This window comes from Deinococcus ficus, assembly GCF_003444775.1.
Lineage (GTDB): Bacteria > Deinococcota > Deinococci > Deinococcales > Deinococcaceae > Deinococcus > Deinococcus ficus.
Genome location: NZ_CP021081.1, coordinates 66,777 through 89,839, shown reverse-complemented (window position 1 = coordinate 89,839; position 23,063 = coordinate 66,777). Strand labels below are relative to the sequence as shown.

Here is a 23,063-nt window from a genome sequence, read left to right as displayed (position 1 = left end):
CCCCGAGTGCCCGGGCACGCGTCGGAAGCTCGTCCAGGGCAGGGTTCAGCGTAGGGGCGGGCCTCTGACACGGCCCTTACGCTCCCCTCACCCCCCCGCCACCCCAGGGGAGCCTCAAGGACACGGGCCGCCGAGGGTCAGGCGCCGGTGCTGATCACGTTGCAGGTGCAGCGCGCCATGCTGGTCACCCGGCCCCGCTCGTCGCGCAGTTCCACCGCCCACACCATCAGCGACCGGCCCCGGTACGTCAGGGTCGCCTCGCCCGTCACCCAGCCGCCCGTCACGCCGCGCACGTGCGTGGCGTTCAGGTCCACGCCCACCGCCAGTTGCCGCAGCGGGTCCAGGTTCAGCCAGCTGCCCACGCTCGCCAGTTCCTCCGCCAGCGCCAGGCTCGCCCCGCCGTGCAGCCGCCCGGCCGGCTGTCGGTTGCCGTCCACCGGCATGCGCGCCACGATCCGGGCCGGTTCCACGCTCAGGAACTCCACGCCCAGCCGCTCCCCCAGCGTCCCGGACAGTCCCCCGAAACGCGCCGCGAGTTCCTGCGGGGAGAGGCGCGCCATTTCCTCAGGCGTGGGCCAGTTCAGGTCCGGGTGCAACGTCATGCGCCCAGCATACCCACGCCGCCCGCTCCGGCCCTCAGTCGGGAATGAGGTCCGCCGGGTCCGGCAGCCGGCACGCCAGGAACCCCGCCTCGAACTCTGCGCGGTCCAGACCCCGGCCGATCACCACCAGCTCGCTGCGGCCGTCCGCGGCGTCCCAGGCGTCGGCGGTGAACAGGTCCCGCACCGCCTGGAACAGCACCCGCTGCGGGTACCCGTGCAGGCTCAGGAAGCCCTTCACGCGCAGCACCTCCGCCGGCCGGGCCAGGAAGTGCGACGTCATGAACCGCTGCCACGCGTACGGGTCCAGCGCCCTATCCGCGCGCAGCGTGAACGACGTCACGCCCGGCGTGTGCTGCACGGGCGCGGCGTCCTCCAGCACCGCCGGATCGAAGTCCCGCCGGGCCAGCAGCGCCGCCGCGTCCACCTGCCCCTGCTCCACCCGCACCACCCGCGCCAGCGGGTTCACGCTGCGGATCAGTGCCTCGGCGTGGTCCAGCGCCGCCGGGTCCGCGAGGTCCACCTTGTTCAGCACGACCACGTTCGCGTACGCCAGCTGCCGCCCCGCCTCCGGGTGGTCCGTCAGTGTCCGGCGCACGTGCCGGGCGTCCACCACGCCCACCAGGGTCGCCACGCGGAACGCCGCGCGGACCGTGCGGTCCAGCAGCGTGGTCAGGACGGGCGTGGGATCGGCCACGCCGCTGAGTTCCACGATCACCGCGTCCGGCTTCTGCTCCCGCAGGGCGATCTCCACCAGGGCGCGCAGCAGGTCGTCCCGGCCCGTGCAGCACAGGCACCCGGCCGTGAGTTCCTGCACGTCCTCCTCCAGGCGCTCGATCAGGCTGCCGTCCACGCCGGCCGCACCGAACTCGTTCACGATCACGCCCAGCCGGTGCGGCAGGCTGCGGATCAGGTGATTCACCAGCGTGGTCTTCCCCGCCCCGAGAAACCCGCCCACCACGATCACGGGCAGGCGCTCGTCCGGCACGGCCGGCGTCACGGACTCAGGAGACGTCATCCGGACAGCATACCCACCCCCACGCAGCACAGCGCCCGCCCCGGCACCTGACCGGGGCGGGCGTTCCAGGGGAGGTTACTTGCGGCTCTTCGCGCGGCCCTTGCCGAGCGCCTGGCCCTTCTCGTAACTCGCCTGCATCTTCTTGCGGGTCTCGGCCGCCAGGGCCTTGAAGTCCACCAGACCGGCCTCGATGTTCTCCGCGGTGGGCTTCAGCGCGCTGCCGCGGCGGGACACGGCCAGATCCCGGTTCACCTGATCGAACCACTTCTCGAACTTCGGGGTGGCGTCGAACAGCATTTCCTTCGCGTCACGCTGGTACGTGCCTTCCGTGCCGCGCTTCGTGAACGCCTTGGGCAGCGTAAAACGCTCGGGCAGGTACGCGCCTTCGATCTTGCCCTCCCGGACCGCTTCACGGAAGAGTTTGATGAACGAATCGCTGCGCTGGGGGTTGGTGAGTTCACGGACCTGCTCGCTGAGTCTCTTGTAAGGCATTGTCGTGCTCCTTGATCGGTTTACAGCCTGTTCACCGGGGCGCAACCCAGGTGATTGCGTGATGCCTGAACAGGCGGACGCGCTCAGTATGAAAGACCGGGCCGCCTGTTGTAAAGCATTGCCTTTGAGAAGAAACTCAGAAGAGGATTGACCTTTCCCGTCATCCTGATGATTCATGGGGCGCAAATTCGCTCCCAAAGCTTCGATTCTGAATGAACGGCCAAGCCCGAAAGAGGGGGTCCGGCTGAAGTGGATCGAGAGTCGTACATGCTTGACGGCGCACTTGAAATGCCAGAATGGGCCATCAAATATGGAGCAGCCAGGCATTTCCCCCGAGAAGGAAACACCCGGCCGGTAAGCCACGCCCCCTGACTGTAGAAAAGAACTCCCTGTCTAGCCCCTGAGACTGCCGTCAATCACTGCGGCTGGCTTTCATCCAGACCCACCCCGAACCCCTGGTCCAGCAGGCCCTCGTTGTACGCCCGGAACGCCAGCATGGTCTGCGTGCGCGTGATGCCCGGAATCTTGCGCAGGTGCCCGGTCACCACGTCATCCAGCTCGTCGTAATTGGCGAGCTTGATGATCGCGACGATGTCCCACTCGCCGGTCACGCTGTACACCTCACGCACGGCCGGCACGCCCGCCAGCGCGTCCGCCGTCTCGGGAATCTGCTGACGCTCAGCCTGCACCATCACGATCGCGGTCACCATGCCCCCATTCTCACCCGGGACCGGCCCGGCCGTGTCACATCGTCTGCCCCTGCCGTACCCTGCTCGCATGCCCGCCCCCCTTCCCCTGGCCCCCGGCGAGACCCGCACCCTGACCGGCGACCAAGCCCAGCGCGATCTGGGCGGCGCCCTGGCCGCGCATCTGCCGGCCGGCAGCGTGCTCTTCCTGGAAGGCGAACTCGGCGCGGGCAAGACCACCCTCACGCAGGGCCTGGTGGGGGCGCTGGGATTCACGGACGCCGTGACCAGCCCCACCTACGCCCTGATGCACGCCTACCCCACCCCGCAGGGCAGCGTGCTGCACGTGGACGCCTACCGCGTCCGGGACGTGAACGAACTGTACGAGATGGACCTGGAGGACCTAATCCGCACCGCCCGCCTCACCGTGATCGAGTGGGGCGAGGGGCTCTACGCCGACTACCCGGACGCGCCCATCCTTCACCTGGAGCACCTGGACGGCCGTCCAGACGAGCGCCGCATCACCCGCACACGCTGAACGGGGCTTCACGGGCGCGCGGCGTGCAGTTGCTATACTCCCCCCGCCCGCAGACCCCACCTGCCGGCCACCACACCTGCACTCGTAGCTCAGCTGGATAGAGCGGCCCCCTCCTAAGGGGCAGGCCCCGCGTTCGAATCGCGGCGAGTGCACCACCAGCACCCCCGCCCGGGCGGGGGCTTTTTCTGTCTGGCGGGCCGAGTGCCGCCCGGATGGTAAGGACTGGCCTCACCCCTGGTGGGGGTGGGGGTTCAGAATCGGGGGATGACGAGGCGTGTGGTGGGTGGCCTGGGCGTGTGGAGCCGGAGTTGAGGGGCGGGCCGGATCAGTTGCGACCGCCACGGGAGGCGAAAGCGGACCCGGGCGTGAAGTTGAATCCTGGGGACTTGCTGGAGACGCTGCGGATGGTGTGGCGGGCCAGTCCGCGGCACACGCTGGTGTACGCGGTGACCAGCCTGACCGGGAGTGCGTTGCCGGCCGCGAACCTGTACGTGGGCAAGTTGCTGCTGGATGAGGTGGCGCGGGCGGCGCAGGGGAACGTGACGTACGCAGCTCTGTTGACGCTGCTGGCGGTGCAGGTGGGTCTGACGGTGCTGGGGAGTCTGCTCTCGACGTTTCAGTCGGCGGCGCAGCAGCTGCTGGGGGACAGCTTGCAGCATGCGGTGAGCCGCCGGATTCTGGATAAGGCGGCGGGCATGAGCGTGGAGTCCTTTGAGAACGCGGACACGTACGACAAGTTGCAGCAGGCGTACCGGGAGGTGGGCACGCGGCCGTTGGGCGTGGCGTTGCAGCTGATCGGGCTGATCGGGGCGGTGGTGACGCTGGTGTCGGTGGGGGCGCTGATCGCGCAGTTGGGTGTGTGGGTGCTGCCGCTGATCTTGCTGGCGAGCCTGCCGGGCGTGTGGGTGAGTAACCGGTTCGGGGTGGAGAACTACCGGATGCTGCGCTGGCAGACGCATGACGCTCGGGTGCAGAACTACCTGGGAAGTCTGCTGACGTCGGACACGCTGGTGAAGGAGGTGCGGCTGTTCGGGTTCGAGCCGTACCTGCTGTCGCGCTGGCGGGAGTACTACCTGGGGTTCCGGCGGCAGCTGGAGGACATCGTGCGCCGCCGGGCGGCGTGGGGGTTCGGGGCGTCGCTGGTGTCGGCTCTGCTGATCGGGCTGGCGAGCGCCCTGATTTTGCGGCGCGCGGCGGACGGAATGATCAGCGTGGGGGATTTCAGTGTGTTCATTCTGGGGATCGCGCAGGTGCAGGGGACGGTATCGGGGTTTCTGAACGGCCTGAGCGGCATCTATCAGAACCTGCTGTACATGCGGAACCTGTTCGGGTTCCTGGAGTTGCCGGACCGGGACCTGGATGCCGGGGAGGTGTGGAAGGGCCCGATTCACACCATCGAGTTCGAGGGGGTGGGGTTCCGGTACCCGCTGACGGACCGGGACGTGCTGAACGGTGTGAACTTCACGGTGCGGCGCGGGCAGGCGCTGGCGCTGGTCGGGGAGAACGGGGCGGGCAAGACGACCATCGTGAAGTTGCTGACGCGGCTGTTCGAGCCGACGGCCGGGCGGATCCTGCTGAACGGGCTGGACGCCACGCGGTTCTCGCCGCGGAGCGTGCAGCGGGAGATGAGCATCATCTTCCAGGATTTCGGGCAGTACCAGATGACCGTGCAGGACAACGTGGCGATTGCAGAGGTGGCGCGGCTGGAGGACGTGGCGGGCGTGGAGCAGGCCATCGGGCGGGCCGGGGCGGCGTACGTGGACACCCTGCCGGAGGGCCTGGGCACGCGCCTGGGGCGGCTGTTCCAGGGGGGCCGGCAGCTGTCGGGCGGGCAGTGGCAGCGCCTGGCGCTGGCGCGGCTGTACTTCCGGGACGCGTCGGTGCTGGTGTTCGACGAGCCGACGGCCGCGCTGGACGCCCGCGCGGAGTTCGAGACGATGGAGGCCCTGCGGGGGCAGGCGCGGGAGCGGATCACGTTCTTGATCTCGCACCGTTTCAGCACGGTGCGGCTGGCGGATTTCATCATCGTGCTGGAAGGCGGGGTGGTCACGGAGGCCGGCAGTCACGCCGAACTGCTCGCCCGGGACGGGAAGTACGCGGCGCTGTACCACCTGCAGGCGAGCGGGTACGCCAGTGACGCGGCCCGGCCGGAGCCGGCTGGGGCGGGGCCGAAACCCTGAACGGCCTTCATCGGGGTGTCATGGCAGCCCTGAGGCGCGTGAAGTGGCGTTTACCGGACTGGAGGGCAGGGAACACACTCGGCTGGGTAGCGTGAGGGTCTGCGCTTTGCCTTCCCGGTCGGTGGACGGCCGGGGAGTCGGGGACGTGCCCGCCTGCGCGGGGGCGTGACCCTCTCACGGCGGGGCGGGCGGCCGGACCGTGGGGTCCGGCCGCGCCCGGGCCGATGCCGGAAGGAGTGAACCCATGACGATGCGTGAAGAACCGGGAATGTCGGCCCCCGCGGCCACCCCCGACATGGTGCTGTCCGAACGCTCGCTGTTCGGGCTGCTGGGCGGCACGCTGTTGGCCCTAGGCCTCAGGAGCCGCTCGACGCTGGGCACTCTGCTGCTGGGCGGCGCGGGCGCCGGCCTGGGGTACCTGGCCTGGAAGGGCAGCAACCCCGTCGCGCCGGCCCTGAAGATCGAGGTGGGCGCCGACCCGGGCGAGATCGTGGTGCGGGAGGCCGTGACCATCGCCCGGCCGGTCTCGGGTCTGTACGAGTACTGGCGCACATTGGAGAATCTGCCGCGCCTGATGTCGCACCTGGAGAGCGTGGAGGTGCTGGACGGCAACCGCTCGAAGTGGACGGCGAAGGCCCCGCTGGGGCAGCACGTGAGCTGGGAGGCCGAGCGCACCGCGGAGGAGCCGGACCGGCGGATCGCTTGGCAGTCGCTGCCGGGGTCCATGATCGAGAACAGCGGTGAGGTGCTGTTCCGCGAGGCGCCTGGCGCGCGCGGCACGGAGATCGCGGTGCGCCTGTCGTACCGGCCGCCGCTGGGCACGACCGGCGCGGTGATTGCCCGGGCGTTCGGGCAGGAGCCGGCGCAGCAGCTGCGGGACGACCTGATGCGCTTCAAGCGGGAGCAGGAGCTGGGCTTCAACCCCACCACGAACGGGCAGACGAGCGGCCGCCCGGACGCCGGGAAGGCCATGAAGGACGAGGGCCCCAAGGCCGGACAGGACCAGCAGGGCGCCGAGCACGGCGCACAGGGCAACGCGCCCCAGGGAGGCACGGCATGAAGGCGATCGTCTGGCAGGGAACGAACAAGGTGGGCGTGGAAACCGTCCCGGACCCCACACTGCTGCTCCCCACCGACGCCATCGTGCGCATCACGTCCACGGCCATCTGCGGGTCGGACCTGCACCTCCTGGACGGGTTTATTCCCAGCATGGAAAAGGGCGACATCCTGGGTCACGAGTTCATGGGTGAGGTCGTGGAGGTCGGCCGCGAGGTCACCAAGCTGAAGGTCGGGGACCGCGTGGTGGTGCCGTTCAACATCTCCTGCGGGGTGTGCGACCACTGCGTGCGCGGGCATTACAGCGCCTGCGACAACAGCAACCCCAACCACCGCATGGCCGAGGCGCTGTACGGCGGCACCAGCGGCGGCGGGATCTACGGGTACTCGCACATGTACGGCGGGTACGCGGGCGGGCAGGCGCAGTACGTGCGGGTGCCGTTCGCGGACGTGAGCGGTTTCCGGATCGAGTCGGACCTGAAAGACGAGCAGGTGCTGTTCCTGACGGACATCTTCCCCACCGGCTACCAGGCGGCGCTGCAGTGCGACATCGTGCCCGGCCGGGACGTGGTGGCGGTGTTCGGGGCCGGGCCGGTGGGTCAGTTCGCGATCCGCAGCGCGTACCTGCTGGGCGCCGCGCACGTGATCGCCATCGACCGGTTCCCGGAGCGGCTGGCGATGGCCGAGGCGGCGGGCGCGCAGGCCATCAACTACGAGCAGGAGGACGTGCTGGTCGCGCTGCGTGAGGCGACCGGCGGGCGCGGCCCGGACCACGTGATCGACGCGGTGGGCATGGAGGCGCACGGGCACGGGCCGGGCGCGGCGATGGACCGTGCGCAGCAGAAGATGCGCCTGACCTTCGACCGGATCACGGCGCTGCGCTGGGCGATCCTGAGCTGCGCGAAGGGCGGCACCGTGAGCCTGCCGGGCGTGTACGGCGGGCTGGTGGACAAGATGCCCATGGGCGCGGCCTTCGCCAAGGGCCTGACCTTCCGCATGGGCCAGACGCACACCCACAAGCACGTGTACCCGCTGCTGTCGCGGATCGAGGCGGGCCAGATCGACCCGAGTTTCGTGATCACGCACCGCGCGTCCCTGGACCAGGCGCCGGACCTGTACAAGACCTTCCGGGACAAGCACGACGGCTGCATCAAGGTCGTGCTGAACCCCTGGGCATGAGGCGGGCCGCGTGAGGGGGCCGGCACGGCTGCTGCTGGGGGCCGGCGCGGCCCTCCTGGCGGCGCGGCGTCTGCGGGCCCGGCCGTACGACCTGAGCGGGAAGGTCGTGCTGATCACGGGCGGGTCGCGGGGCCTGGGGCTGGCCCTGGCGCGGGAACTGACCGGCCGGGGCGCGCGGGTGGCGCTGCTGGCCCGGGACGCCGCGGAACTGGACCGGGCGGTGCAGGACGTCCGGGCGCGGGGCGGGCAGGCGATCCGCGTGGTGGCGGACGTGACCGACGCCGCCAGCCTGGAGCGCGCCGTGCAGGCCACGGTGGCCCACTACGGGCAGCTGGACGTGGTGGTCAGCAACGCCGGGATCATCCAGGCCGGGCCGCTGACCGACATGACCGAGGCCGACTTCGAGCACATCATGCAGGTCAACGGCTTCGCCGCTCTGCGCGTGACCCGCGCGGCCCTGCCGCACCTGAAACGCGCGGGGGGCCGGGTGCTGATCGTGTCGTCCGTCGCGGCGAAGGCGGCCATTCCGCACCTGGGGCCCTACAGCGTGAGCAAGTTCGCGTCGTACGGGCTGGGGCAGGCGCTGCGGGCGGAACTGGCGCCGCACGGCGTCACGGTGACCACGGTCCTGCCGGCCCTGATGCGCACCGGCAGCGCCCGGCAGGTCACGGTCAGGGGGCAGTTCGAGAAGGAGTACGCGGTGTTCGCCACGCTGGACAACGTGCCGCTGCTGTCCCTGGACGCCCCCCGCGCCGCCCGGCAGATTGTGGGCGCGCTGGTCCGCGGGGACAGCGAGGCCATGATCGGCGGGCCCGCGCACCTGCTGCGCTGGGCGTCGGCACTGGCGCCGGGGCTCACGGCGGACGTCATGGCCCTGATCCAACGAACCCTGCCGGACTCCACCGGCCGCCCGGACGCCCGGCGCGGCGCGCAGGCCGAGACGCCCCTGACGCGGGGAAACCCCATCAAACAGGCGGCCGAACGCGACCTGAACCAGCTGTAGAGGCCGGAGCGAAAGAGAGGGGAGCCGGGCACGCGCCTCTCCCCTCTCTGTTGGTGTATGGCACAGAACCGTCCTGACCGCCCTGCTTTTGTAGCCGGTCCCGCAGGCCGCGCGCCCCGGGCCGTGACAGACTGCCCCGGATGCCGGATTACGACGTGCTGGTGGTGGGTGCGGGCCACAACGCCCTGGTCACGGCGGCCTACGCCGCGCAGGCGGGCCTGAGGGTGGGCGTGTTCGAGCGCCGCCACCTGCCGGGCGGGGCGGTCAGCACCGAGGAACTGGTGCCCGGGTACCGCTTCGATTACGGCGGCAGCGCGCACATCCTGATCCGCATGACGCCGGTGGAGCGCGAACTGGAACTCACCCGCTACGGGCTGCAGTACCTGGAACTGGACCCCATGTTTCACTGTTCGGACGGGGAGACGCCGTGGTTCATCTGGCGGGACGCCGAGCGCACCGCCGCGGAACTGGACGCCCTGTTTCCCGGGCAGGGGGAGGCGTACCGGCGCTTCCTGAAGGAGTGGACGCCGTTCGCGGAGAGCGTGGTGGACCTGTTCAACGCCACGCCCGGGCCGCTGGAGATGGGCCGCATGGCGATGAGGTCCGGGCAGGGCCGGGACGCGCTGCGGCAGCTGACGCGCATCCTGCGGCCGTACGGGGACGTGGCGGCTGAGCACTTCAGTGACGAGCACGTGCGGGCGCCGCTGGTGTGGATGGCGGCGCAGAGCGGGCCCCCACCCACCGAGGCGATCAGCGCGCCCTTCCTGCTGTGGCACCCGCTGTACCACAAGGGCGGCGTGGCCCGGCCCAAAGGCGGCAGCGGCACCCTGACGAAGGTGCTGGCGCGCGTGGTCACCGCGCACGGCGGTGAGGTGCACCTGAACGCCCCGGTGCGGGACATCGTGGTGCGGGGCGGGCGGGCCTGCGGCGTGCGGCTGGAGGACGGACAGGAGGTCACGGCGCGGGTGGTGGTGTCGGGCACGCACGTCCTGACGACCGCCCGCGCCCTGCCGGACGAGTACGTGCCGCCCGCCGCACGGGAGGTGCGGGTGGGCAACGGCTTCGGGATGATCCTGCGCCTCGCGCTGGACCGGCCCGTGCAGTACCGGCACCACCGCGAACCGGAGAGCCGCGTGGGCCTGGGCCTGCTGATCCGGAACGAGCGGCAATTGATGCGCAGTTACGGGCAGTACCTGGGCGGCGAACCGGCCAGTGACCCGCCGCTGGTCGCCATGAGTTTCAGCGCCGTGGACGACTCGCTGGCCCCGCCCGGCGGGGAGGTGCTGTGGCTGTGGGCGCAGTACTACCCGTACCAGCTCGCCCGTGGCAGCTGGGAGACGCGCGCCGCGGAGGCGAGGGAGAGCATCCTGACTGCCTTCGAGCATTACGCGCCCGGCACGCGGGACAGCATCGTGGGGGAACTGGTGCAGACGCCGCTGTGGCTGGAGAGAGAGTTGGGCCTGCACCGCGGGAACGTCATGCACCTGGAGATGACCACCGACCAGATGTTCGCGCTGCGGCCCTGGCTGGGTGCCGGCAACTACCGCTGGCCGGGCGTGCAGGGCCTGTACCTCACGGGGGCCAGCACGCACCCGGGCGGCGGGATCATGGGCGCCTCCGGCCGCAACGCCGCGCGGGTGCTGCTGCGGGACCTGACCCGCCGGGGCGGCCGATGACGTACCTGCAGTACCACCTGGTGTTCATCGTGCCGCTGCTGCTGGTCCTGGCGGTGGTCACGGCCCGGCGCCGCGGCGCGCTGGCCGGGCCGTACCAGCCGGACGACCGGCACGCCTGGATGGGGTACTGGGCGCTGCCGGTGATCGCCTTCCTGTACACCACGCCCTGGGACAACTACCTGGTGTACCGCGAGGTGTGGACCTACCCGCCGGACCGGGTGCTGGGCCGGATCGGGTACGTGCCGTACGAGGAGTACGCGTTTTTCATCCTGCAGACCCTGATCACCGGGCTGTTCCTGCTGTGGCTGCTGCGCCGCGACGCGGCCGGGCGGGGCCAGGAGGCGGTGCCCCGCCGGGACGCGGCCCTGGTGCGTTGGGGCGGCGCGGCTTTCCTGATGGGCCTGTCGCTGCTGGGCGCGTGGTGCCTGCGCAGCGAGCAGAGCCTGTACCTGGGCCTGATCCTGGCGTGGGCGATGCCGGTCCTGGCGGGGCAGTGGGCGTTCGGCGGGGACCTCGTGATGCGCCGCGCGCGGGTGTACTGGACGGCCGTGCTGGTCCCCACCGCGTACCTGTGGCTGACGGACGCCGTGGCGATCTCCCAGGGCATCTGGGCCATCTCGGACCGCTACACGCTGGGCCCCGGCGTGGGGCCGCTGCCGCTGGAGGAGATGGTCTTCTTCCTGATCACGAACCTGCTGGTGGTCACGGGCGTGATGCTGTTCCTGCACCGCGAGGCCCTGCCCCGCGTGCAGAGCGGGCTGCGCTGGCTGACGCCGTGGCTGGGCGTGACCATCCTGGCGTTCCTGCTGCGCATCCCCGTGCCGCTGTGGCCGGCCGGGTTCCCGCTGCTCGCCACCCTGAGCACCAGCCTGCTCACCCTGGCCGCGTGGCTGTTCGTGGCGCGGCACGCGGGCGCGGCACGCGCGACCGGGATGGCGGCCCTGGGCGTCACGCTGGGCTGGGCGGTGGAGAAACTGGGCAGCGTGACCGGCTGGCCCTTCGGGGTGTACTCCTACGACGGCGCGCCCGGGCCGCTGCTGGGGGGCGTGCCGCTGCTCGTACCGCTGGGGTGGTTCGCCATGCCGGTCGTGACCACCCTGCTCGCCCGGGGCCGCGCGTGGCTGTCGGGCCTGCTGCTGGCCGCCTGGGACGCCGGCCTGGAACCCCTGATGACCGGGCACGGCTTCTGGACCTGGGCGGACCCGCGCCCGCTGTGGAGCGGCGCGCCCCTGCTGAACTTCCTGGGTTGGTGGGCGGTCGGGACGGGGCTGGCATGGTTGTTCACGCGCCTGGCACCCGTGATGTTCACCCGGCCGGAGCGGCCCAGTCCCGCGCTGGCGTTCGGGCTGGAGGTGTTCTTCCTGCCGGGCGGGCTGCTGCTGCTGGGCCAGCCGGGCGCGGCGCTGGGCACGCTGCTTCTGATGGGCGCGGCCGGCCTGCTCGCCCGCACCCTGGCGGACCGGCGGGGGCGCGGGGCGACGCGGCCCGCGGTGACTCGGTGAGCGCCGCCCCCGCCACCGCACGGGCGGCGCGAGCCATGCTGAACGCCAGCATCCGCCGCAGCGTGCGGCGGGACCTGGGCGGCGTGTGGGCGGCGGGGCCCCTCCCGGCCGGCGGCGCGGTCCTGGCGCCGAACCACGCGTCATGGTGGGACGGGTACCTGCTGCGCGAACTCGCCGCGCACGCCGGCCGGCCGGTGCAGGTGCTGATGGACGCCGGGCAGTACGCCCGCTTTCCCTTCCTGCGGCTGGTCGGGGCAGTGCCGCCCAGCGGCCTGCGGACCCTGGTGGGCGCGGCGCGGGCGGGCGCGTGGGTGGTGGTGTTCCCGGAGGGCCGGATCGGGCCGGGGCCGCTGCAGCCCCTGCACCCGGGCGCGGCGTGGGTGGCGCGGACGGCCGGGGTGCCGCTGGTGCCGGTCGCGGTGCGGGTGGTGGTGCGCGGCGCGCGCTGGCCGGAAGCGTACCTGCGCGCCGGAGCCCCTTGTGAACCGGACGGACTGGAAGGGGCGCTGGGAGCCGTGCTCGGTGAGCTGGACGCCGCGCTGCACGCCGCGGACCCGGAGCGGCCCCTGCCCGGGTACACGCCGATCACGGCCGGGCGCCGCGAGCCGCCGGACGTGCCGCTCGCCTCGCGCCTGCTGGCCCGCCTGACCCGGGGCGTGGAATGACGCGCGACCTGCTGCGCCTGATTCCGGCCGCGTTCCTGGGCGTGAAACTGGTCACGCTGGCCGTGAACCTGTGGACCTTCCCGCGCCTGACCCGCCCGCCGGGGCCGCACCCGGCGCGGGCGCGGGTGTCAGTGCTGGTGCCCGCGCGGGACGAGGCGCACAACCTGCGGGACAGCCTGCCGGGCCTGCTGGCCCAGGGCGCGGGCGAGGTGATCGTCCTGGACGACGGCAGCCGCGACGGCACCGCCGACGTGGCCCGGACGCTGGGCGCGCGCGTGCTGCCCGGGGCGCCCCTCCCGGCCGGCTGGACCGGGAAGGCCTGGGCGTGCTGGCAGCTGGCCGGAGCGGCGAGCGGTGAGTGGCTGCTGTTCACCGACGCGGACGTCAGCTGGCACCCGGGGGCGCTGGACGCCCTGCTGCACGCCTGGGACCGGGACCGCCCGGGCCTGCTGAGCGTGTTTCCGCGGCAGGCGAACGTGGGGGTCGGTGAGCGGCTGCTCACGCCGCTGGTGGACGACGTGCTGCTGTCCTTCCTGCCCGCGCCGGTCCTGCGGATCCCGCACCGCACCGCCAGCGCCGCGAACGGGCAGGTAATGCTGTTCCGCCGGGAGGCGTACGCGGCGTCCGGCGGGCACGCGGGCGTGCGGGCCCTGCTGCTGGAGGACGTGGCCCTGGCCCGCGCCGTGAAGGCCAGCGGTCAGGGGGCCATGCTGGCGCTCGGCCGGGACCTCATCAGCGTGCGGATGTACCGCTCCTTCCCGGAGTCCGTGCGGGGGTTCGGGAAGAACGCCCTGCCCATGCACGGTGGGTCCCGCGCCGCCCTGCTGGGTTCGTGGGCGCTGAACCTGGCCGCGTACACCCTGCCGCTGCTGCGCCGCGACCGGCCCCTGATCGCGCTGGGCTTGCTGGGGGGCCTGCTGGTGCGCCGCATCACGGGCCGCACCCGCCCGGCCGACCTGGCGGAGGTGGCGCTGCTGCCGGCCGTGCCGCTGCTGTCCCTGCCGGTGTTCGTGCGGGCGTGGCGGCGCACGGTGGCCTGGAAGGGCCGCCGGTACGCGCAGGGGGCACCGTGAGGGTGGTCGTGATCGGGGCGGGGTTCGCCGGGCTGGCCGCGGCGCTGCGGCTGCGGCAGGCGGGCGCGGACGTGACGGTCGTGGACGTCCTGCCCGGCCCGGGCGGCAAGGCGGCGCTGGGCTGGGCGGACGTGCCCAGCGGGCCCACGGTGGTCACCATGCCCGGCCTGTTCCGCGCGCTGGCCGACCGGCTGGACTGGCCAGCCCCGGACCTGACGCTGGCCTCCCCGCTCACCACGTACCATGCCCTCAGCGGCCGGACCTTTGCGCCGCAAGCGGCGCTGCATGGCGGGCTGGCCGCCACCCTGGCGCAGCTCACGCCTGCCGAACGCCCGCGCTTCCTGGCACTGCTGAACACCGCCCGCGAGATCTACGAGGGCGCAGCCGGGACGTTCCTGTTCGCGCCGCCTCCCGGCCTGCCGGCCCTCGCGCGGTACGGCCTCCGGCACGGACTGGCGGCGAAACCGGGGCTGTCCCTCGCGCAGCTGGTGCACAACGGTCCCTTTCTCACGCCGTTCTGGCTGCGGTTCGCCACGTACCTGGGCGCCGATCCGTACCGCGCGCCGGCGGTGCTGCACAACATCGCCTGGGTGGAACTGGGCGAGGGCGTGTGGCACCTGCGCGGGGGCCTGCGCGCGCTGGCCGGGCAGCTGCACGCGGAAGCCGAGCGGCGCGGCGTGGAGTTCCGCTGGAACACCCGCGTGGAGCGGCTGGAGACGCAGGGCGGCCGGATCACGGCCGCGCACACCGGGACCGGCTCCCTCCGGGCGGATGCCTGGGTGAGCGCCGTGGACCACCACCTCACCCGCGCGTGGCTGGGCCGGCCCGTCACGGCGCCGCGCCTGGGGGTCAGCGGGTTCGCGCTGCAACTCCGGCTGGAGGACACGCACGCGCCCGCCCACCACCTGTTCTGGCCGGCCGACTACGCCCGCGAGTGGGCCGACATTCGCGCCGGCCGCCTCCCGCGTGACCCCACGCTGTACCTGCACCTGGACGGCCGGGCCGGCTTCCTGCTGGTGAATGCCCCCCCGCGCGAGGTGCTGGGCGGGGACCGGGAGGCGTACGCGGCGTTCCTGCGGCGCACCCTGCACGCCCGGTTCCCGCTGGCGGTCACGGAGGCCCGCGCGCTCACGCCCGCCGAGTACGCCCGGACCTCCCTGCACGGCGCGCTGTACGGCCGCGCCCCGCACGGCCTGACCGGCAGCCTGCGCCCCGGCTGGACCATCCAGGGCGTGCGGAATCTCGCGCAGGTGGGCGGCACCGTCCACCCGGGCGGCGGGGTGCCGCTGTCGGTGCTGTCCGGCTGGAACGGCGCCGGCACCCTACTGGGGCTGCCGTACGACCCGCTTCAGCCCCCTACTTCAGGCTGAGGTTCAGGTCCTCGGCGATGAGTCGGGCGGTCATCTTGGCGGACATCATCACGGCGGGCGTGCCCGCGCCGGGCTGGGCGCCCGCGCCGACGAGGTAGAGGTTCCGGACGTCCTCGCTGCGGTTGTGCGGGCGGAAGAAAGCGCTCTGTGCGAGGAGGGGTTCCGGGCCGAAGGCGTTGCCGAGGTGGCTGTCCAGGGTGCCTGCGAAGTAGTCGGGGGTGACGTACTCGCTGTGCGTGAGCCGCCCGCGCAGACCAGGGATGATGCCGCGCCCCTCCAGGTAGGCGTACACCCGGTCCACGAGTTTCGGCCCCTCCACGGTCCAGTCCAGGCCGCTGGCGGCGTTCGGGACGGGAATCAGGGTGTAGGCGGCGTGGTGGCCGGGCGGGGCGAGGCTGGGGTCGGTGAGGGTGGGGACGTGCAGGTACTGGCTGAAGTCCCGGCCCAGGGTCTTGTCCCCGAAGATCTCGCGCAGCAGGGCCTCGTAGCGGGGGCCGAGCAGGATGTTGTGGTGCTGGAGGTTCAGGGGGCGGCCGTCGTCGCGGAAGCCGAAGTAGATGACGAGCAGGCTCATGCTCTGCCGGGCGGCCTTCACGCGCAGGTCGTTGTTCACGAGCCGGGCGGCGGCGGGCACGCGTTTGAGGTAGGTGTTCGCCCAGTCGCCGTTGCTGATCACGAGGTCGGCGGGGAGCTCCTCGCCGCTGTCCAGCGTGACGCCCCGCGCGACGCGGGGGCCGACGGGGCGGGTGACGGGCCGGCCCCACTCGTCGGTCACGGTGATGCCCTGCACGCCCGCGCCGTACCGCACTTCCCCGCCGAGTTCGCGGTACTTGCGTTCCAGCGCCCGGACGAGCGCGCCGGTGCCGCCCATGGCGTAGTGCACGCCCCAGGTTTTCTCCACGAAGTGGATCATGGCGTAGATGGCGGGGACGCTCAGGGGGTTGCCGCCCACCAGCAGCGTCTCGAAGGAGAACACCTGCCGCAGCTTGTCGGACTGGAAGTACCTGCTGGTGAAGCTGAAGAGCGTGCGCACGGCGTCCAGTTTCAGCAGGTCCGGCACGACGCGCAGCATGGTGCCCACGTCCCCGAAGTGCGTGTACCCCAGTTCCAGGAAGCCGCGTTCGAAGATCGCCTGGGCGTCTTTGTGGAAGCGTTCGTACCCGGCGAGGTCCTGCGGGGCGAGTTCCCCGATCTGGCGGCGGGTGTTCTCAGGGTCGCCGTCGTAGTCGAAGAAGGTGCCGTCGTCGAACACGATGCGGTAGAAGGGCAGGATGGGCCGCAGCTGCACGTACTCGCGGGTGCGGGGCCCGCCGCTGTCGCCGGTCTTCACGCGCTCGGCGCCCCTCACGTCGTCCGGGAAGTCCGGGCCGTCCAGGGCCGGCTGGCCGCGTTCCAGGCGGAACAGTTCCTCCAGGAAGTGCGGCACGGTGATCACGGTGGGGCCCATGTCGAACACGTAGCCGTCCGGGGTGCGTTTCTGGTACCCGCGCCCGCCGGGGCCGTCGAGGCGTTCGACGATCACGGTGTCCAGCCCGAGGCTCTGCAGGCGGATGCCGAGGCTCAGGCCGCCGAAGCCCGCGCCGATGATCACGGCGCGTTTCGGTCGGGTGGGGACGGCGTTCTCGGTGGGGCGGCGGGCGGCGGCAGGCAGGTCAGTCAAGGGCAGTCCTCTGGAGGGCGGAATCTGGGGGCGTGGGTCAGCTGGAGCGCATGGCGGGGCTATCCAGGGCGTCGGGCAGCGGTGGGCCGGGGCGCAGTTCACGCCAGACCTCGGCGGCGGCCAGCTGCAGGCGGCGGCGGCCGGGGAGGTGCGCGCGGCGGGTGAAGTTGTCGTACCCGCCCTGCTCCAGGGCGTCCAGGATGCCCTCGTACAGCCGCGCGGCGACCTGCACGCCCAGCCGGGGGCGGCCGTGCAGCATGGGCAGCCCGGCGCGGCCCTGCGTGTACCACGCGCGGGCCTGCGCGCTGAGTTCCCGCATCAGCGCGCGGTACTCGGGCGTGACCGCGCCAGTGCGGGCCATGCGGTTCAGGTCGGCGCGGGTCACGCCGTGCGCGGCCATGCGGTCGGCCGGGAGGTACACGCGGCCCATGTTGAGGTCCTCGCCGACGTCCCGCAGGATGTTCGTGAGCTGCATCGCCTGCCCCAGCGCCAGGGCGGCGCGCAGGGTGTCCTCGCCGCCGCGGTACGCGCCGATGGGCGCGATCATCAGACCCACCACGCCCGCCACCCGGCGGCAGTACACCTCCAGGTCCGCCAGGGTGGCGTACTCGCGGCCGTCCAGGTCCATCAGGAAGCCCTGGTGCAGTTCCTCGAAGGCCGATTCGGGTATCGGGAAGCGCCGCGTGGCCCAGGCCAGCGCGCGGCTGTAGGGGTAGGCCTCGGCCTGCACGCCGGCCGGGTCGGTCCAGGCGGCGGCGATGGCCGCGCGCCAGTCAGCGAGGTTCTCGCGCGTGGCCGCGCGTTCGTGGGCGCCCGGGCCGGTCACGGCGTCCACCAGGTCGTCCCCGACGCGGCAGGCGGCGTACACCGCCCACACGGCGTGCCGGGCTTCCCGGGGGTACAGCAGGGACGCGAGGTAGAAGGTGTGGCTGGAGCGCCGCGTGACGGCCTGGCACCAGTGCAGGGCGTCCCGCGTCCCGGGGGGCACGGGCGCGGACCGGCGGGGTGCGGGGGGCGTCATGCCAGCAGTAAACGCGGGGACGGAAGTCCCACACCGCACGCTGGGCTACGAAGCGCCGGCCTGCGGCGGGCCGTGCGCGCATGGGAAGTGCGCAATAGTGCTGTGACACCCGGACTCTTATAGTGGGGTGAGAGGTTTCTCATGACGAACGCGGTGTATGCCATGACGGTGCAGGCCCTTTCAGGCGTGGTGTCTGAACGGGCCGCAGAAACGATGGTCCGGACGGTGCTGCGCGACCAGCAGCTCACGCCGGAAAGCGTCACGGCCCAGGACATGCAGAGGGTGCTGTCCGGGCCGCTGCTGGCCCGGCTGCAGAGCGTGATGCCCCGGGAACGCGCCCAGATGGAACTCAGGCAGCTGTCCATGAGCATGGCCGCGCGCTACCCCAAGGCGCCCACCCTGTTCCTGGAGCCCGCCCCCGAGGACCGCTCGGCGGCCGCCTGGGCGACCCACGCGGACGACGCGCTCACCGCGACCGGCTGGGGGGACGTGGATCTGGGCGCCGACGACTTCGAGTTCGACGACCCGGAGTACACCGCCTCGGCCGTCAAACGCCACTTCCGCCTGGACGACCCGGCCGAGCAGGAGGACCTGATCCAGACCCTGGCCCGGGTGGTGGGCGTGCAGAGCGTGCTGGTGTGCCGCGCCAACGGCGAGGTCATCAAGGCCCGCTCGCTGCGCGACAGCACCGCGCTGGGCGGCGTGGTCGCCGCGACCGCCCTGCTGTTCCAGCGCCGCGCGCTGCAGCTGCTGTCCGTGGACCTGGACGGCCGGACCGTGTGCATGCGGCCCCTGGGCGCGTACTGCGTGGCGGTCGTGGCCGGCCCGCAGGTGAACGTGGGGCGGCTGCTGGTGGACCTGCAGCAGCTTCAGGTGGTGGCGTGACCCAGGCCGCCCTGTCCCGCACTGCCCTCACCCTCGGCCTCGCCCTGCTGGGCGCGGCCGGCGCGCAGGACCTCACCGCCTACCGCGAGGTGGCCGGCAGCCTGGACACCGCCGCCCGCGTCCGCCCGGGTTCCGCGCCGCAGGCGCTGGCGCAGCTGGACCGGGCCGTGGCGGCCTTCGACACCCTGGAACCCACCCTGCAAAACCGCAAGCTGGCCTCCGGCGTGCGGGACGCCATGGGCGCGGCGCGCGCCGCGCTGGGCCGCAGCCCGGCCGAGCTGCAGGCGCAGGTGGAACTCGCGCGTGGCCTGCTGCGCAAGGCGCTGATGGACCAGACCCTCTCGGGCCTGTCGGGGGGCGGCGGGAACGGCGCGGCGCAGCTGCAGCTGCTGGCCCGCGAGTTCGGGCTGCAGGGCGCGTCCGGGCAGGCGCTGGTCACCGCCGGGACGAGCGGGCAGCTGCCCGAGGTGGCGTGGCGGCTGCAGCGCGCCGCGACCGGCAAGGTGAACGCCGCGCTGGGCAGCGTGCAGCCCCGGCAGGACGCCGCGTCGTACCTGGCGCTGGCCCGCGCGACCGGGTGGTTCAGCGTCGTGCAGGACGCCGCCGGCGTGGGCGACCTGCGGCTCTCGCAGTTCGGGAACGCCCTGCGGCAGCTGGCCGGCGGGGACACCGCCGGGCTGACCGGCTCGCTGCAGGACCTGCGCCGCGGCATGCGGGCCTTCACGGCCACCCTGGCCGCCCCGCCCGCGGCCGGCACGACCGGCCGCACCACCCCGGCTCCTGAGCCGGCCGCGCCGCCCACGACCGTGACCCCGGCGGCGCCCGATCCCGCCCCCACGCCCACCCCGGCGCCCGTGACCGGCGGGAGCAGCATGGTGAGCGGCCAGACCGACGTGTACGCCGCGCTGGCCCGCGCGCATGCGGCGGCCAGCGCCGGGGACACGCCGGCGGCGCGCGAGCACCTGGCGGTGGCGTGGCAGGCGCTGGGCGGCGTGACGGACACGCTGCGGCAGGCCGAGGGCTTCGCGGCACTGAACCGCCGCCTGGAGGGCGCGCAGGCCCTGCATCCGTTGCGCCCGCAGGACGTGGAGGCCCTGATGGGCCAGCTGGCGAACGTGGAACGCGCCAGCCAGGGCCAGCCGCCCCTGACCCTGAACGCGGTGTCCGGCGCGGGCATGCAGGCGCTGAGCGGCTGGGCGCGGGCGGGGCTGCTGGCCCTGCTGGCGGCGCTGGCGGTGGTGCCGCTGCGGTACCTGCACCTGGCGTTCGGGGGCCGCAACGCCTACTGGCGCGCCATTGCGGCGGGCGTGGCGCTGCTGTTCACGCCGCTGTTCCTGGAGGGCCTGGGCGGCCTGCTGGGCGCGCTGGGCGACACCCTGAACTCGCCGCTGCGCGCGGCGCTGAACCTGACCCTCACGCAGGGCGGGTACGGGCTGTGGCTGTGGGTGGTGCTCAGTGCCGCGGCGGCGGGGCTGCTCACCTACGGCTTCCGGGGCCTGTGCGAGCAGTTCGGCCTGATCGGCGGGCGCCGTGCGGCCGTGAACGTGAACCAGACCCAGATCATCGACTGGGACGAGGAGGTCTGACCGCATGAGCCTGACCCGACTGCCCGTCAAGATGCTGGGGGACATGGTGTCGCCCCGCGCGCTGGAACGGATCTTCCAGGACGCCGCGATCGCGCGCGGCACGACCGTGGAGGCGCTGGACGTCCCCACCCTGGAAGACATCCTGAAAAAGGAAGTCTTCAAACGCCTGCAGCTCAGCGTGCCCGCCCCCCTGGCGAAAAAGCGCGTGTCCGAGGTGCTCGCTGAACTGATGAAGTCCACCCAGGAACGCATGTTCGCCGGGCCGGACGCGGCGTCCATCGCGACGCTGGAGGAAAGCGCGCGGCGCTTCGCGCTGTACTTCGACTGGCCGGAAGCGCAGCGCCTGCGCGGCATCCTGGGCGTCGTCCGGGACGAGGAGAAGGCCGGGCGGGACGTGCGGCCGCTGACCCAGGAGGGCTTCAGCCTGATCGGGCTGATGGAGCGCCGCCTGGAAGAGGGCCTGGTCGCGCAGGCGCAGGACCTCGCGGAACTGCGGGCCACCTTCACGCGCGTGGAGGGCCTCGGGAACCGCGACGTGCGGCGCCTGGAAACGCTGATCACGCAGATCGACGAGGCGCAGGGCCAGGGCACGCTGCTGCCCGCCGAGGTGGAACGCGCCCGGGACCTGACCTTCAAGCTGCGCAAGCTGCTGGAGTCCTCGGTGGTGCAGCCGCTGGGCGGCCTGTCCCCCGACCTGGACCCGGAAGTGCAGGCGCGCGTGCAGGCGCTGGAGCAGGAGCACACCGGCAAGGTCTTCTCGGGCCTGGAGCGCGAGTTCGCGCCGCTGCTGCGCGCCCGCGAGGACCTGGAGGCGCAGCGTCAGGCGTTCGCGCGCCAGCAGCAGGCCGGGAAGCTCAGCAGCGAGGCGCTGGACGCCTGGCGCGCCGACCTCACCGCCCGCCGCGCCGAAGTGGTGGAGGGCCAGCGGCAGGAGTACCTGCGGCTGGAAGAGCAGCTGAACGCCCTGCAGGGCGGCGCGGACGTGCGCGTGCTGCTGGACTCGGCGCGCATGGCGCTGGACAGCGGCGCGATGATCAGCGACGAGCTGGACGAGCTGCGCCGCACCGTGGGCGTGCTGCAGGCCGGGCAGGGCGCCGCCGGGGAGCTGCTCAGCCTGAACCGGGACCTGATGGCCCTGGAGCGCGACGCGCGTGGCGTGCCCGGCGCCAGCGAGGAACTCGCGCCGCTGCTGGCGGACGCGCTGGCCGCGGTGGGCCGTGGGGAGCGCATCGACCCGGCGCCGCTGTGGGAGATCCTGGAGCGGCACATGGGCGCCGCCGCGCAGCAGCGCGAGAACTTCGACGTCCGTGCCGAGCACGTGATCCGCGAGTACGACGCGGTGCGCGGCCTGGCCGGCGAGACCACGCAGCGCCTGGGCCGGCTGGCCGACACGCTGCGCGCCCAGCGCCGCCTGGGCGCCATGAGCGCCGAGGCGCGCGAGCGGTACGTGCAGACCATCGTGGACGCCGAGGCCCTGCTGGCCGAGGCGCAGGCCGAGCACCGCGCGGCGCAGGAGGTGACGTCCACCTTCGGGCAGGACGCCCTGAGCGGGCTGCTGGACGTGTTCGACCTGGGCGGCGGGGACGGCAGTGGCGGGGGCCTGTTCGGTGCTCTGGACGATGCCCCTCCCAGTGCCCCGGCCAGCCCACAGGCGGACGCGCTGGCGGACGACTCCCTGGAGTCCTGGGTGGTGGAGGGCGGGCAGGTCGTGGACGGCTCCGACGACCCCACGGCCCGCCGGGTGGTGGACCTGCTGGCCGCCGCGCAGGCACTGGGCCTGACCCGCGTGGACCTGGGCGGCCCGCAGGGCGAGTGGGCGGCGCACAGTGACGGGCAGGGCGGCTGGCGCGTGGCGCGCGCGGCGACCCGGGATCCCCTGGACCGCGTGGCGCGGCCCTGGCTGGAAACCGGCGAGGTGTAAGGCCCCCGCCCCCCATGGCCCCCGGCTCCGCTCAGGCGGGCCGGGGGCCGCCGCCTGGGCGCAGCTGCGAGAGCACCGCGCCGGCCAGGATCAGGCCGCCGCCGGCCAGCAGGGTGGGCCGCAGCGCCTCCTGCAACACCACGGCGGCCAGCAGCACCGTGAACAGCGGCTCAAGGGTGCCCAGCAGGCTGGCCCGCGCGGCGCCCAGGTGCCGCACTGCGCCGTACAGCGCGGGCACCGCGACCAGGGTGGGAATCAGCGCCATGCCCAGCACGGCGCCCCACTGCGCGCCGGTGGCGGGCAGGGTCAGCGTGCCGCTGAGGGCGGCGCGGGCGGCGAAGTACGCCCCGGCGGTCAGGGCCATGAAGGCGGTGCCGGTCCAGGCGCTCTGCCCGGCCAGCCAGCGTTCGGACACCATCAGGTACAGGGCGTACAGCGCGCCCGCCCCGGCGCCCAGCAGCAGGCCCAGGGGATCGCGGTCGGCCGGGCCAGGCAGCCCGACCACCAGGCCCAGCCCGGCGGCGGTGAGGCCCACCGCGGCCAGCTGCGTGCGGGCGGGCACGTGCCCGCGCAGCCACGCGAACAGGATCACGAAGGCCGGCGCGAGGTACAGCAGCAGGCCGGTGGCGCCGGCCGTGATGCGCCCCAGCGCCCCGAAGTAACAGGTGGTGGCCAGGGCGTACAGGCCGCCCACCGCCAGCATCCGCAGCGCCTGAGGCCGGGTCACGCCGCGCGCGGTCAGGGGAAGCAGCAGGGCCGCGACCAGACTGAAGCGCAGCGCCAGGGTGGCGTCGCTGGGCAGGCCGGCCTGCGCGGCCAGCTTGCCCCAGATGCCCAGGGTGGAGAAGGCCGCGGCGGCCAGCAGCGCCCACAGCACCCCGGCCTGCAGTGCGGACCGGGCGGCGGCGCGGTGGACGGTCGGGGCGGCGGTCATGGCGGGCAGTGTAGTGCCG

Annotated in this window: 20 protein-coding genes and 1 tRNA gene; 14 read left to right on the top strand and 7 right to left on the bottom strand. The window is 73.0% G+C overall.

The window, feature by feature from the left end; all coding sequences use genetic code 11:
• Positions 1 to 137 precede the first annotated feature (137 nt).
• From DFI_RS00405 to DFI_RS00390, 4 genes are all read right to left on the bottom strand, one after another.
• On the bottom strand, positions 138 to 602 hold the full coding sequence (locus tag DFI_RS00405; RefSeq protein WP_022800671.1) for a PaaI family thioesterase: 465 nt from the start codon (positions 600 to 602) through the stop codon (positions 138 to 140).
• Between the two features lie 34 nt (positions 603 to 636).
• Positions 637 to 1,617, bottom strand: a complete 981-nt coding sequence (locus tag DFI_RS00400) for a CobW family GTP-binding protein (protein ID WP_027463236.1) — start codon at positions 1,615 to 1,617, stop codon at positions 637 to 639.
• A gap of 75 nt (positions 1,618 to 1,692) precedes the next feature.
• Positions 1,693 to 2,109: a hypothetical protein gene (locus tag DFI_RS00395; protein WP_027463235.1), complete on the bottom strand. Its 417-nt coding sequence runs from the start codon at positions 2,107 to 2,109 to the stop codon at positions 1,693 to 1,695.
• Positions 2,110 to 2,525: 416 nt separating this feature from the next.
• Positions 2,526 to 2,819 (bottom strand): Lrp/AsnC family transcriptional regulator, encoded by a 294-nt coding sequence (locus DFI_RS00390; protein ID WP_022800674.1) that lies wholly within the window; start codon positions 2,817 to 2,819, stop codon positions 2,526 to 2,528.
• Between the two features lie 67 nt (positions 2,820 to 2,886).
• Between DFI_RS00390 and tsaE the strand changes: the two genes are divergently transcribed.
• The 11 genes from tsaE (at position 2,887) to DFI_RS00335 (ending at position 15,037) form a co-directional block, all read left to right on the top strand.
• On the top strand, positions 2,887 to 3,333 hold the full coding sequence (gene tsaE / locus DFI_RS00385) for a tRNA (adenosine(37)-N6)-threonylcarbamoyltransferase complex ATPase subunit type 1 TsaE (RefSeq protein WP_027463234.1): 447 nt from the start codon (positions 2,887 to 2,889) through the stop codon (positions 3,331 to 3,333).
• A gap of 78 nt (positions 3,334 to 3,411) precedes the next feature.
• Positions 3,412 to 3,488, top strand: a tRNA-Arg gene (locus DFI_RS00380).
• A 210-nt stretch (positions 3,489 to 3,698) separates the two neighbouring features.
• Positions 3,699 to 5,513, top strand: a complete 1,815-nt coding sequence (locus DFI_RS00375) for an ABC transporter ATP-binding protein (RefSeq protein ID WP_244940286.1) — start codon at positions 3,699 to 3,701, stop codon at positions 5,511 to 5,513.
• Positions 5,514 to 5,781: 268 nt separating this feature from the next.
• Positions 5,782 to 6,573, top strand: a complete 792-nt coding sequence (locus tag DFI_RS00370) for an SRPBCC family protein (protein ID WP_244940285.1) — start codon at positions 5,782 to 5,784, stop codon at positions 6,571 to 6,573.
• The gene (locus DFI_RS00365) at positions 6,570 to 7,748 is read left to right on the top strand and encodes a zinc-dependent alcohol dehydrogenase (RefSeq protein ID WP_022800678.1); all 1,179 of its coding nucleotides are present in this window, start codon (positions 6,570 to 6,572) and stop codon (positions 7,746 to 7,748) included. Before DFI_RS00370 ends, DFI_RS00365 begins: the two co-directional genes overlap by 4 nt.
• Before the next feature lie 10 nt (positions 7,749 to 7,758).
• The gene (locus tag DFI_RS00360) at positions 7,759 to 8,751 is read left to right on the top strand and encodes an SDR family NAD(P)-dependent oxidoreductase (protein ID WP_027463233.1); all 993 of its coding nucleotides are present in this window, start codon (positions 7,759 to 7,761) and stop codon (positions 8,749 to 8,751) included.
• Between the two features lie 140 nt (positions 8,752 to 8,891).
• The gene (locus tag DFI_RS00355; protein ID WP_027463232.1) at positions 8,892 to 10,427 is read left to right on the top strand and encodes a phytoene desaturase family protein; all 1,536 of its coding nucleotides are present in this window, start codon (positions 8,892 to 8,894) and stop codon (positions 10,425 to 10,427) included.
• Entirely contained in the window at positions 10,424 to 11,929 is a 1,506-nt protein-coding gene (locus DFI_RS00350; protein ID WP_027463231.1) for a carotenoid biosynthesis protein, read from the top strand. Before DFI_RS00355 ends, DFI_RS00350 begins: the two co-directional genes overlap by 4 nt.
• Entirely contained in the window at positions 11,926 to 12,594 is a 669-nt protein-coding gene (locus tag DFI_RS00345; RefSeq protein WP_244940284.1) for a lysophospholipid acyltransferase family protein, read from the top strand. Before DFI_RS00350 ends, DFI_RS00345 begins: the two co-directional genes overlap by 4 nt.
• On the top strand, positions 12,591 to 13,667 hold the full coding sequence (locus DFI_RS00340) for a glycosyltransferase family 2 protein (protein ID WP_027463229.1): 1,077 nt from the start codon (positions 12,591 to 12,593) through the stop codon (positions 13,665 to 13,667). The genes DFI_RS00345 and DFI_RS00340 overlap by 4 nt, the downstream gene beginning before the upstream one ends.
• Positions 13,664 to 15,037, top strand: a complete 1,374-nt coding sequence (locus DFI_RS00335) for a phytoene desaturase family protein (RefSeq protein ID WP_043778413.1) — start codon at positions 13,664 to 13,666, stop codon at positions 15,035 to 15,037. The genes DFI_RS00340 and DFI_RS00335 overlap by 4 nt, the downstream gene beginning before the upstream one ends.
• On the opposite strand, the gene crtI is transcribed toward DFI_RS00335, so the two are convergent.
• A complete protein-coding gene (crtI, locus tag DFI_RS00330; protein WP_027463227.1) occupies positions 15,024 to 16,697 on the bottom strand; it encodes a phytoene desaturase family protein in 1,674 nt (557 codons plus the stop codon). The genes DFI_RS00335 and crtI overlap by 14 nt on opposite strands.
• A gap of 37 nt (positions 16,698 to 16,734) precedes the next feature.
• Positions 16,735 to 17,718, bottom strand: a complete 984-nt coding sequence (locus tag DFI_RS00325; RefSeq protein WP_051307886.1) for a phytoene/squalene synthase family protein — start codon at positions 17,716 to 17,718, stop codon at positions 16,735 to 16,737.
• A 141-nt stretch (positions 17,719 to 17,859) separates the two neighbouring features.
• On the opposite strand from DFI_RS00325, the gene DFI_RS00320 reads away from it, so the two are divergent.
• The 3 genes from DFI_RS00320 to DFI_RS00310 are packed head-to-tail and all read left to right on the top strand — an operon-like array spanning position 17,860 to position 22,110.
• On the top strand, positions 17,860 to 18,603 hold the full coding sequence (locus DFI_RS00320; protein ID WP_022800687.1) for a roadblock/LC7 domain-containing protein: 744 nt from the start codon (positions 17,860 to 17,862) through the stop codon (positions 18,601 to 18,603).
• The gene (locus tag DFI_RS00315; RefSeq protein WP_081425864.1) at positions 18,600 to 20,189 is read left to right on the top strand and encodes a hypothetical protein; all 1,590 of its coding nucleotides are present in this window, start codon (positions 18,600 to 18,602) and stop codon (positions 20,187 to 20,189) included. The genes DFI_RS00320 and DFI_RS00315 overlap by 4 nt, the downstream gene beginning before the upstream one ends.
• 4 nt (positions 20,190 to 20,193) lie before the next feature.
• Positions 20,194 to 22,110 (top strand): hypothetical protein, encoded by a 1,917-nt coding sequence (locus DFI_RS00310; protein WP_027463225.1) that lies wholly within the window; start codon positions 20,194 to 20,196, stop codon positions 22,108 to 22,110.
• Between the two features lie 31 nt (positions 22,111 to 22,141).
• Here the strand turns inward: DFI_RS00310 and DFI_RS00305 are convergent, their stop codons facing one another.
• A complete protein-coding gene (locus DFI_RS00305) occupies positions 22,142 to 23,044 on the bottom strand; it encodes a DMT family transporter (protein ID WP_043778338.1) in 903 nt (300 codons plus the stop codon).
• Positions 23,045 to 23,063 lie beyond the last annotated feature (19 nt).

Coding starts and splice junctions, on each gene's coding strand:
- DFI_RS00405 (WP_022800671.1), bottom strand. CDS start 602: ATGACGTTGCACCCGGACCTGAACTGGCCCACGCCTGAGGAAATGGCG.
- DFI_RS00400 (WP_027463236.1), bottom strand. CDS start 1,617: ATGACGTCTCCTGAGTCCGTGACGCCGGCCGTGCCGGACGAGCGCCTG.
- DFI_RS00395 (WP_027463235.1), bottom strand. CDS start 2,109: ATGCCTTACAAGAGACTCAGCGAGCAGGTCCGTGAACTCACCAACCCC.
- DFI_RS00390 (WP_022800674.1), bottom strand. CDS start 2,819: ATGGTGACCGCGATCGTGATGGTGCAGGCTGAGCGTCAGCAGATTCCC.
- tsaE (WP_027463234.1), top strand. CDS start 2,887: ATGCCCGCCCCCCTTCCCCTGGCCCCCGGCGAGACCCGCACCCTGACC.
- DFI_RS00370 (WP_244940285.1), top strand. CDS start 5,782: ATGTCGGCCCCCGCGGCCACCCCCGACATGGTGCTGTCCGAACGCTCG.
- DFI_RS00365 (WP_022800678.1), top strand. CDS start 6,570: ATGAAGGCGATCGTCTGGCAGGGAACGAACAAGGTGGGCGTGGAAACC.
- DFI_RS00355 (WP_027463232.1), top strand. CDS start 8,892: ATGCCGGATTACGACGTGCTGGTGGTGGGTGCGGGCCACAACGCCCTG.
- DFI_RS00350 (WP_027463231.1), top strand. CDS start 10,424: ATGACGTACCTGCAGTACCACCTGGTGTTCATCGTGCCGCTGCTGCTG.
- DFI_RS00340 (WP_027463229.1), top strand. CDS start 12,591: ATGACGCGCGACCTGCTGCGCCTGATTCCGGCCGCGTTCCTGGGCGTG.
- DFI_RS00325 (WP_051307886.1), bottom strand. CDS start 17,718: ATGACGCCCCCCGCACCCCGCCGGTCCGCGCCCGTGCCCCCCGGGACG.
- DFI_RS00320 (WP_022800687.1), top strand. CDS start 17,860: ATGACGAACGCGGTGTATGCCATGACGGTGCAGGCCCTTTCAGGCGTG.
- DFI_RS00310 (WP_027463225.1), top strand. CDS start 20,194: ATGAGCCTGACCCGACTGCCCGTCAAGATGCTGGGGGACATGGTGTCG.
- DFI_RS00305 (WP_043778338.1), bottom strand. CDS start 23,044: ATGACCGCCGCCCCGACCGTCCACCGCGCCGCCGCCCGGTCCGCACTG.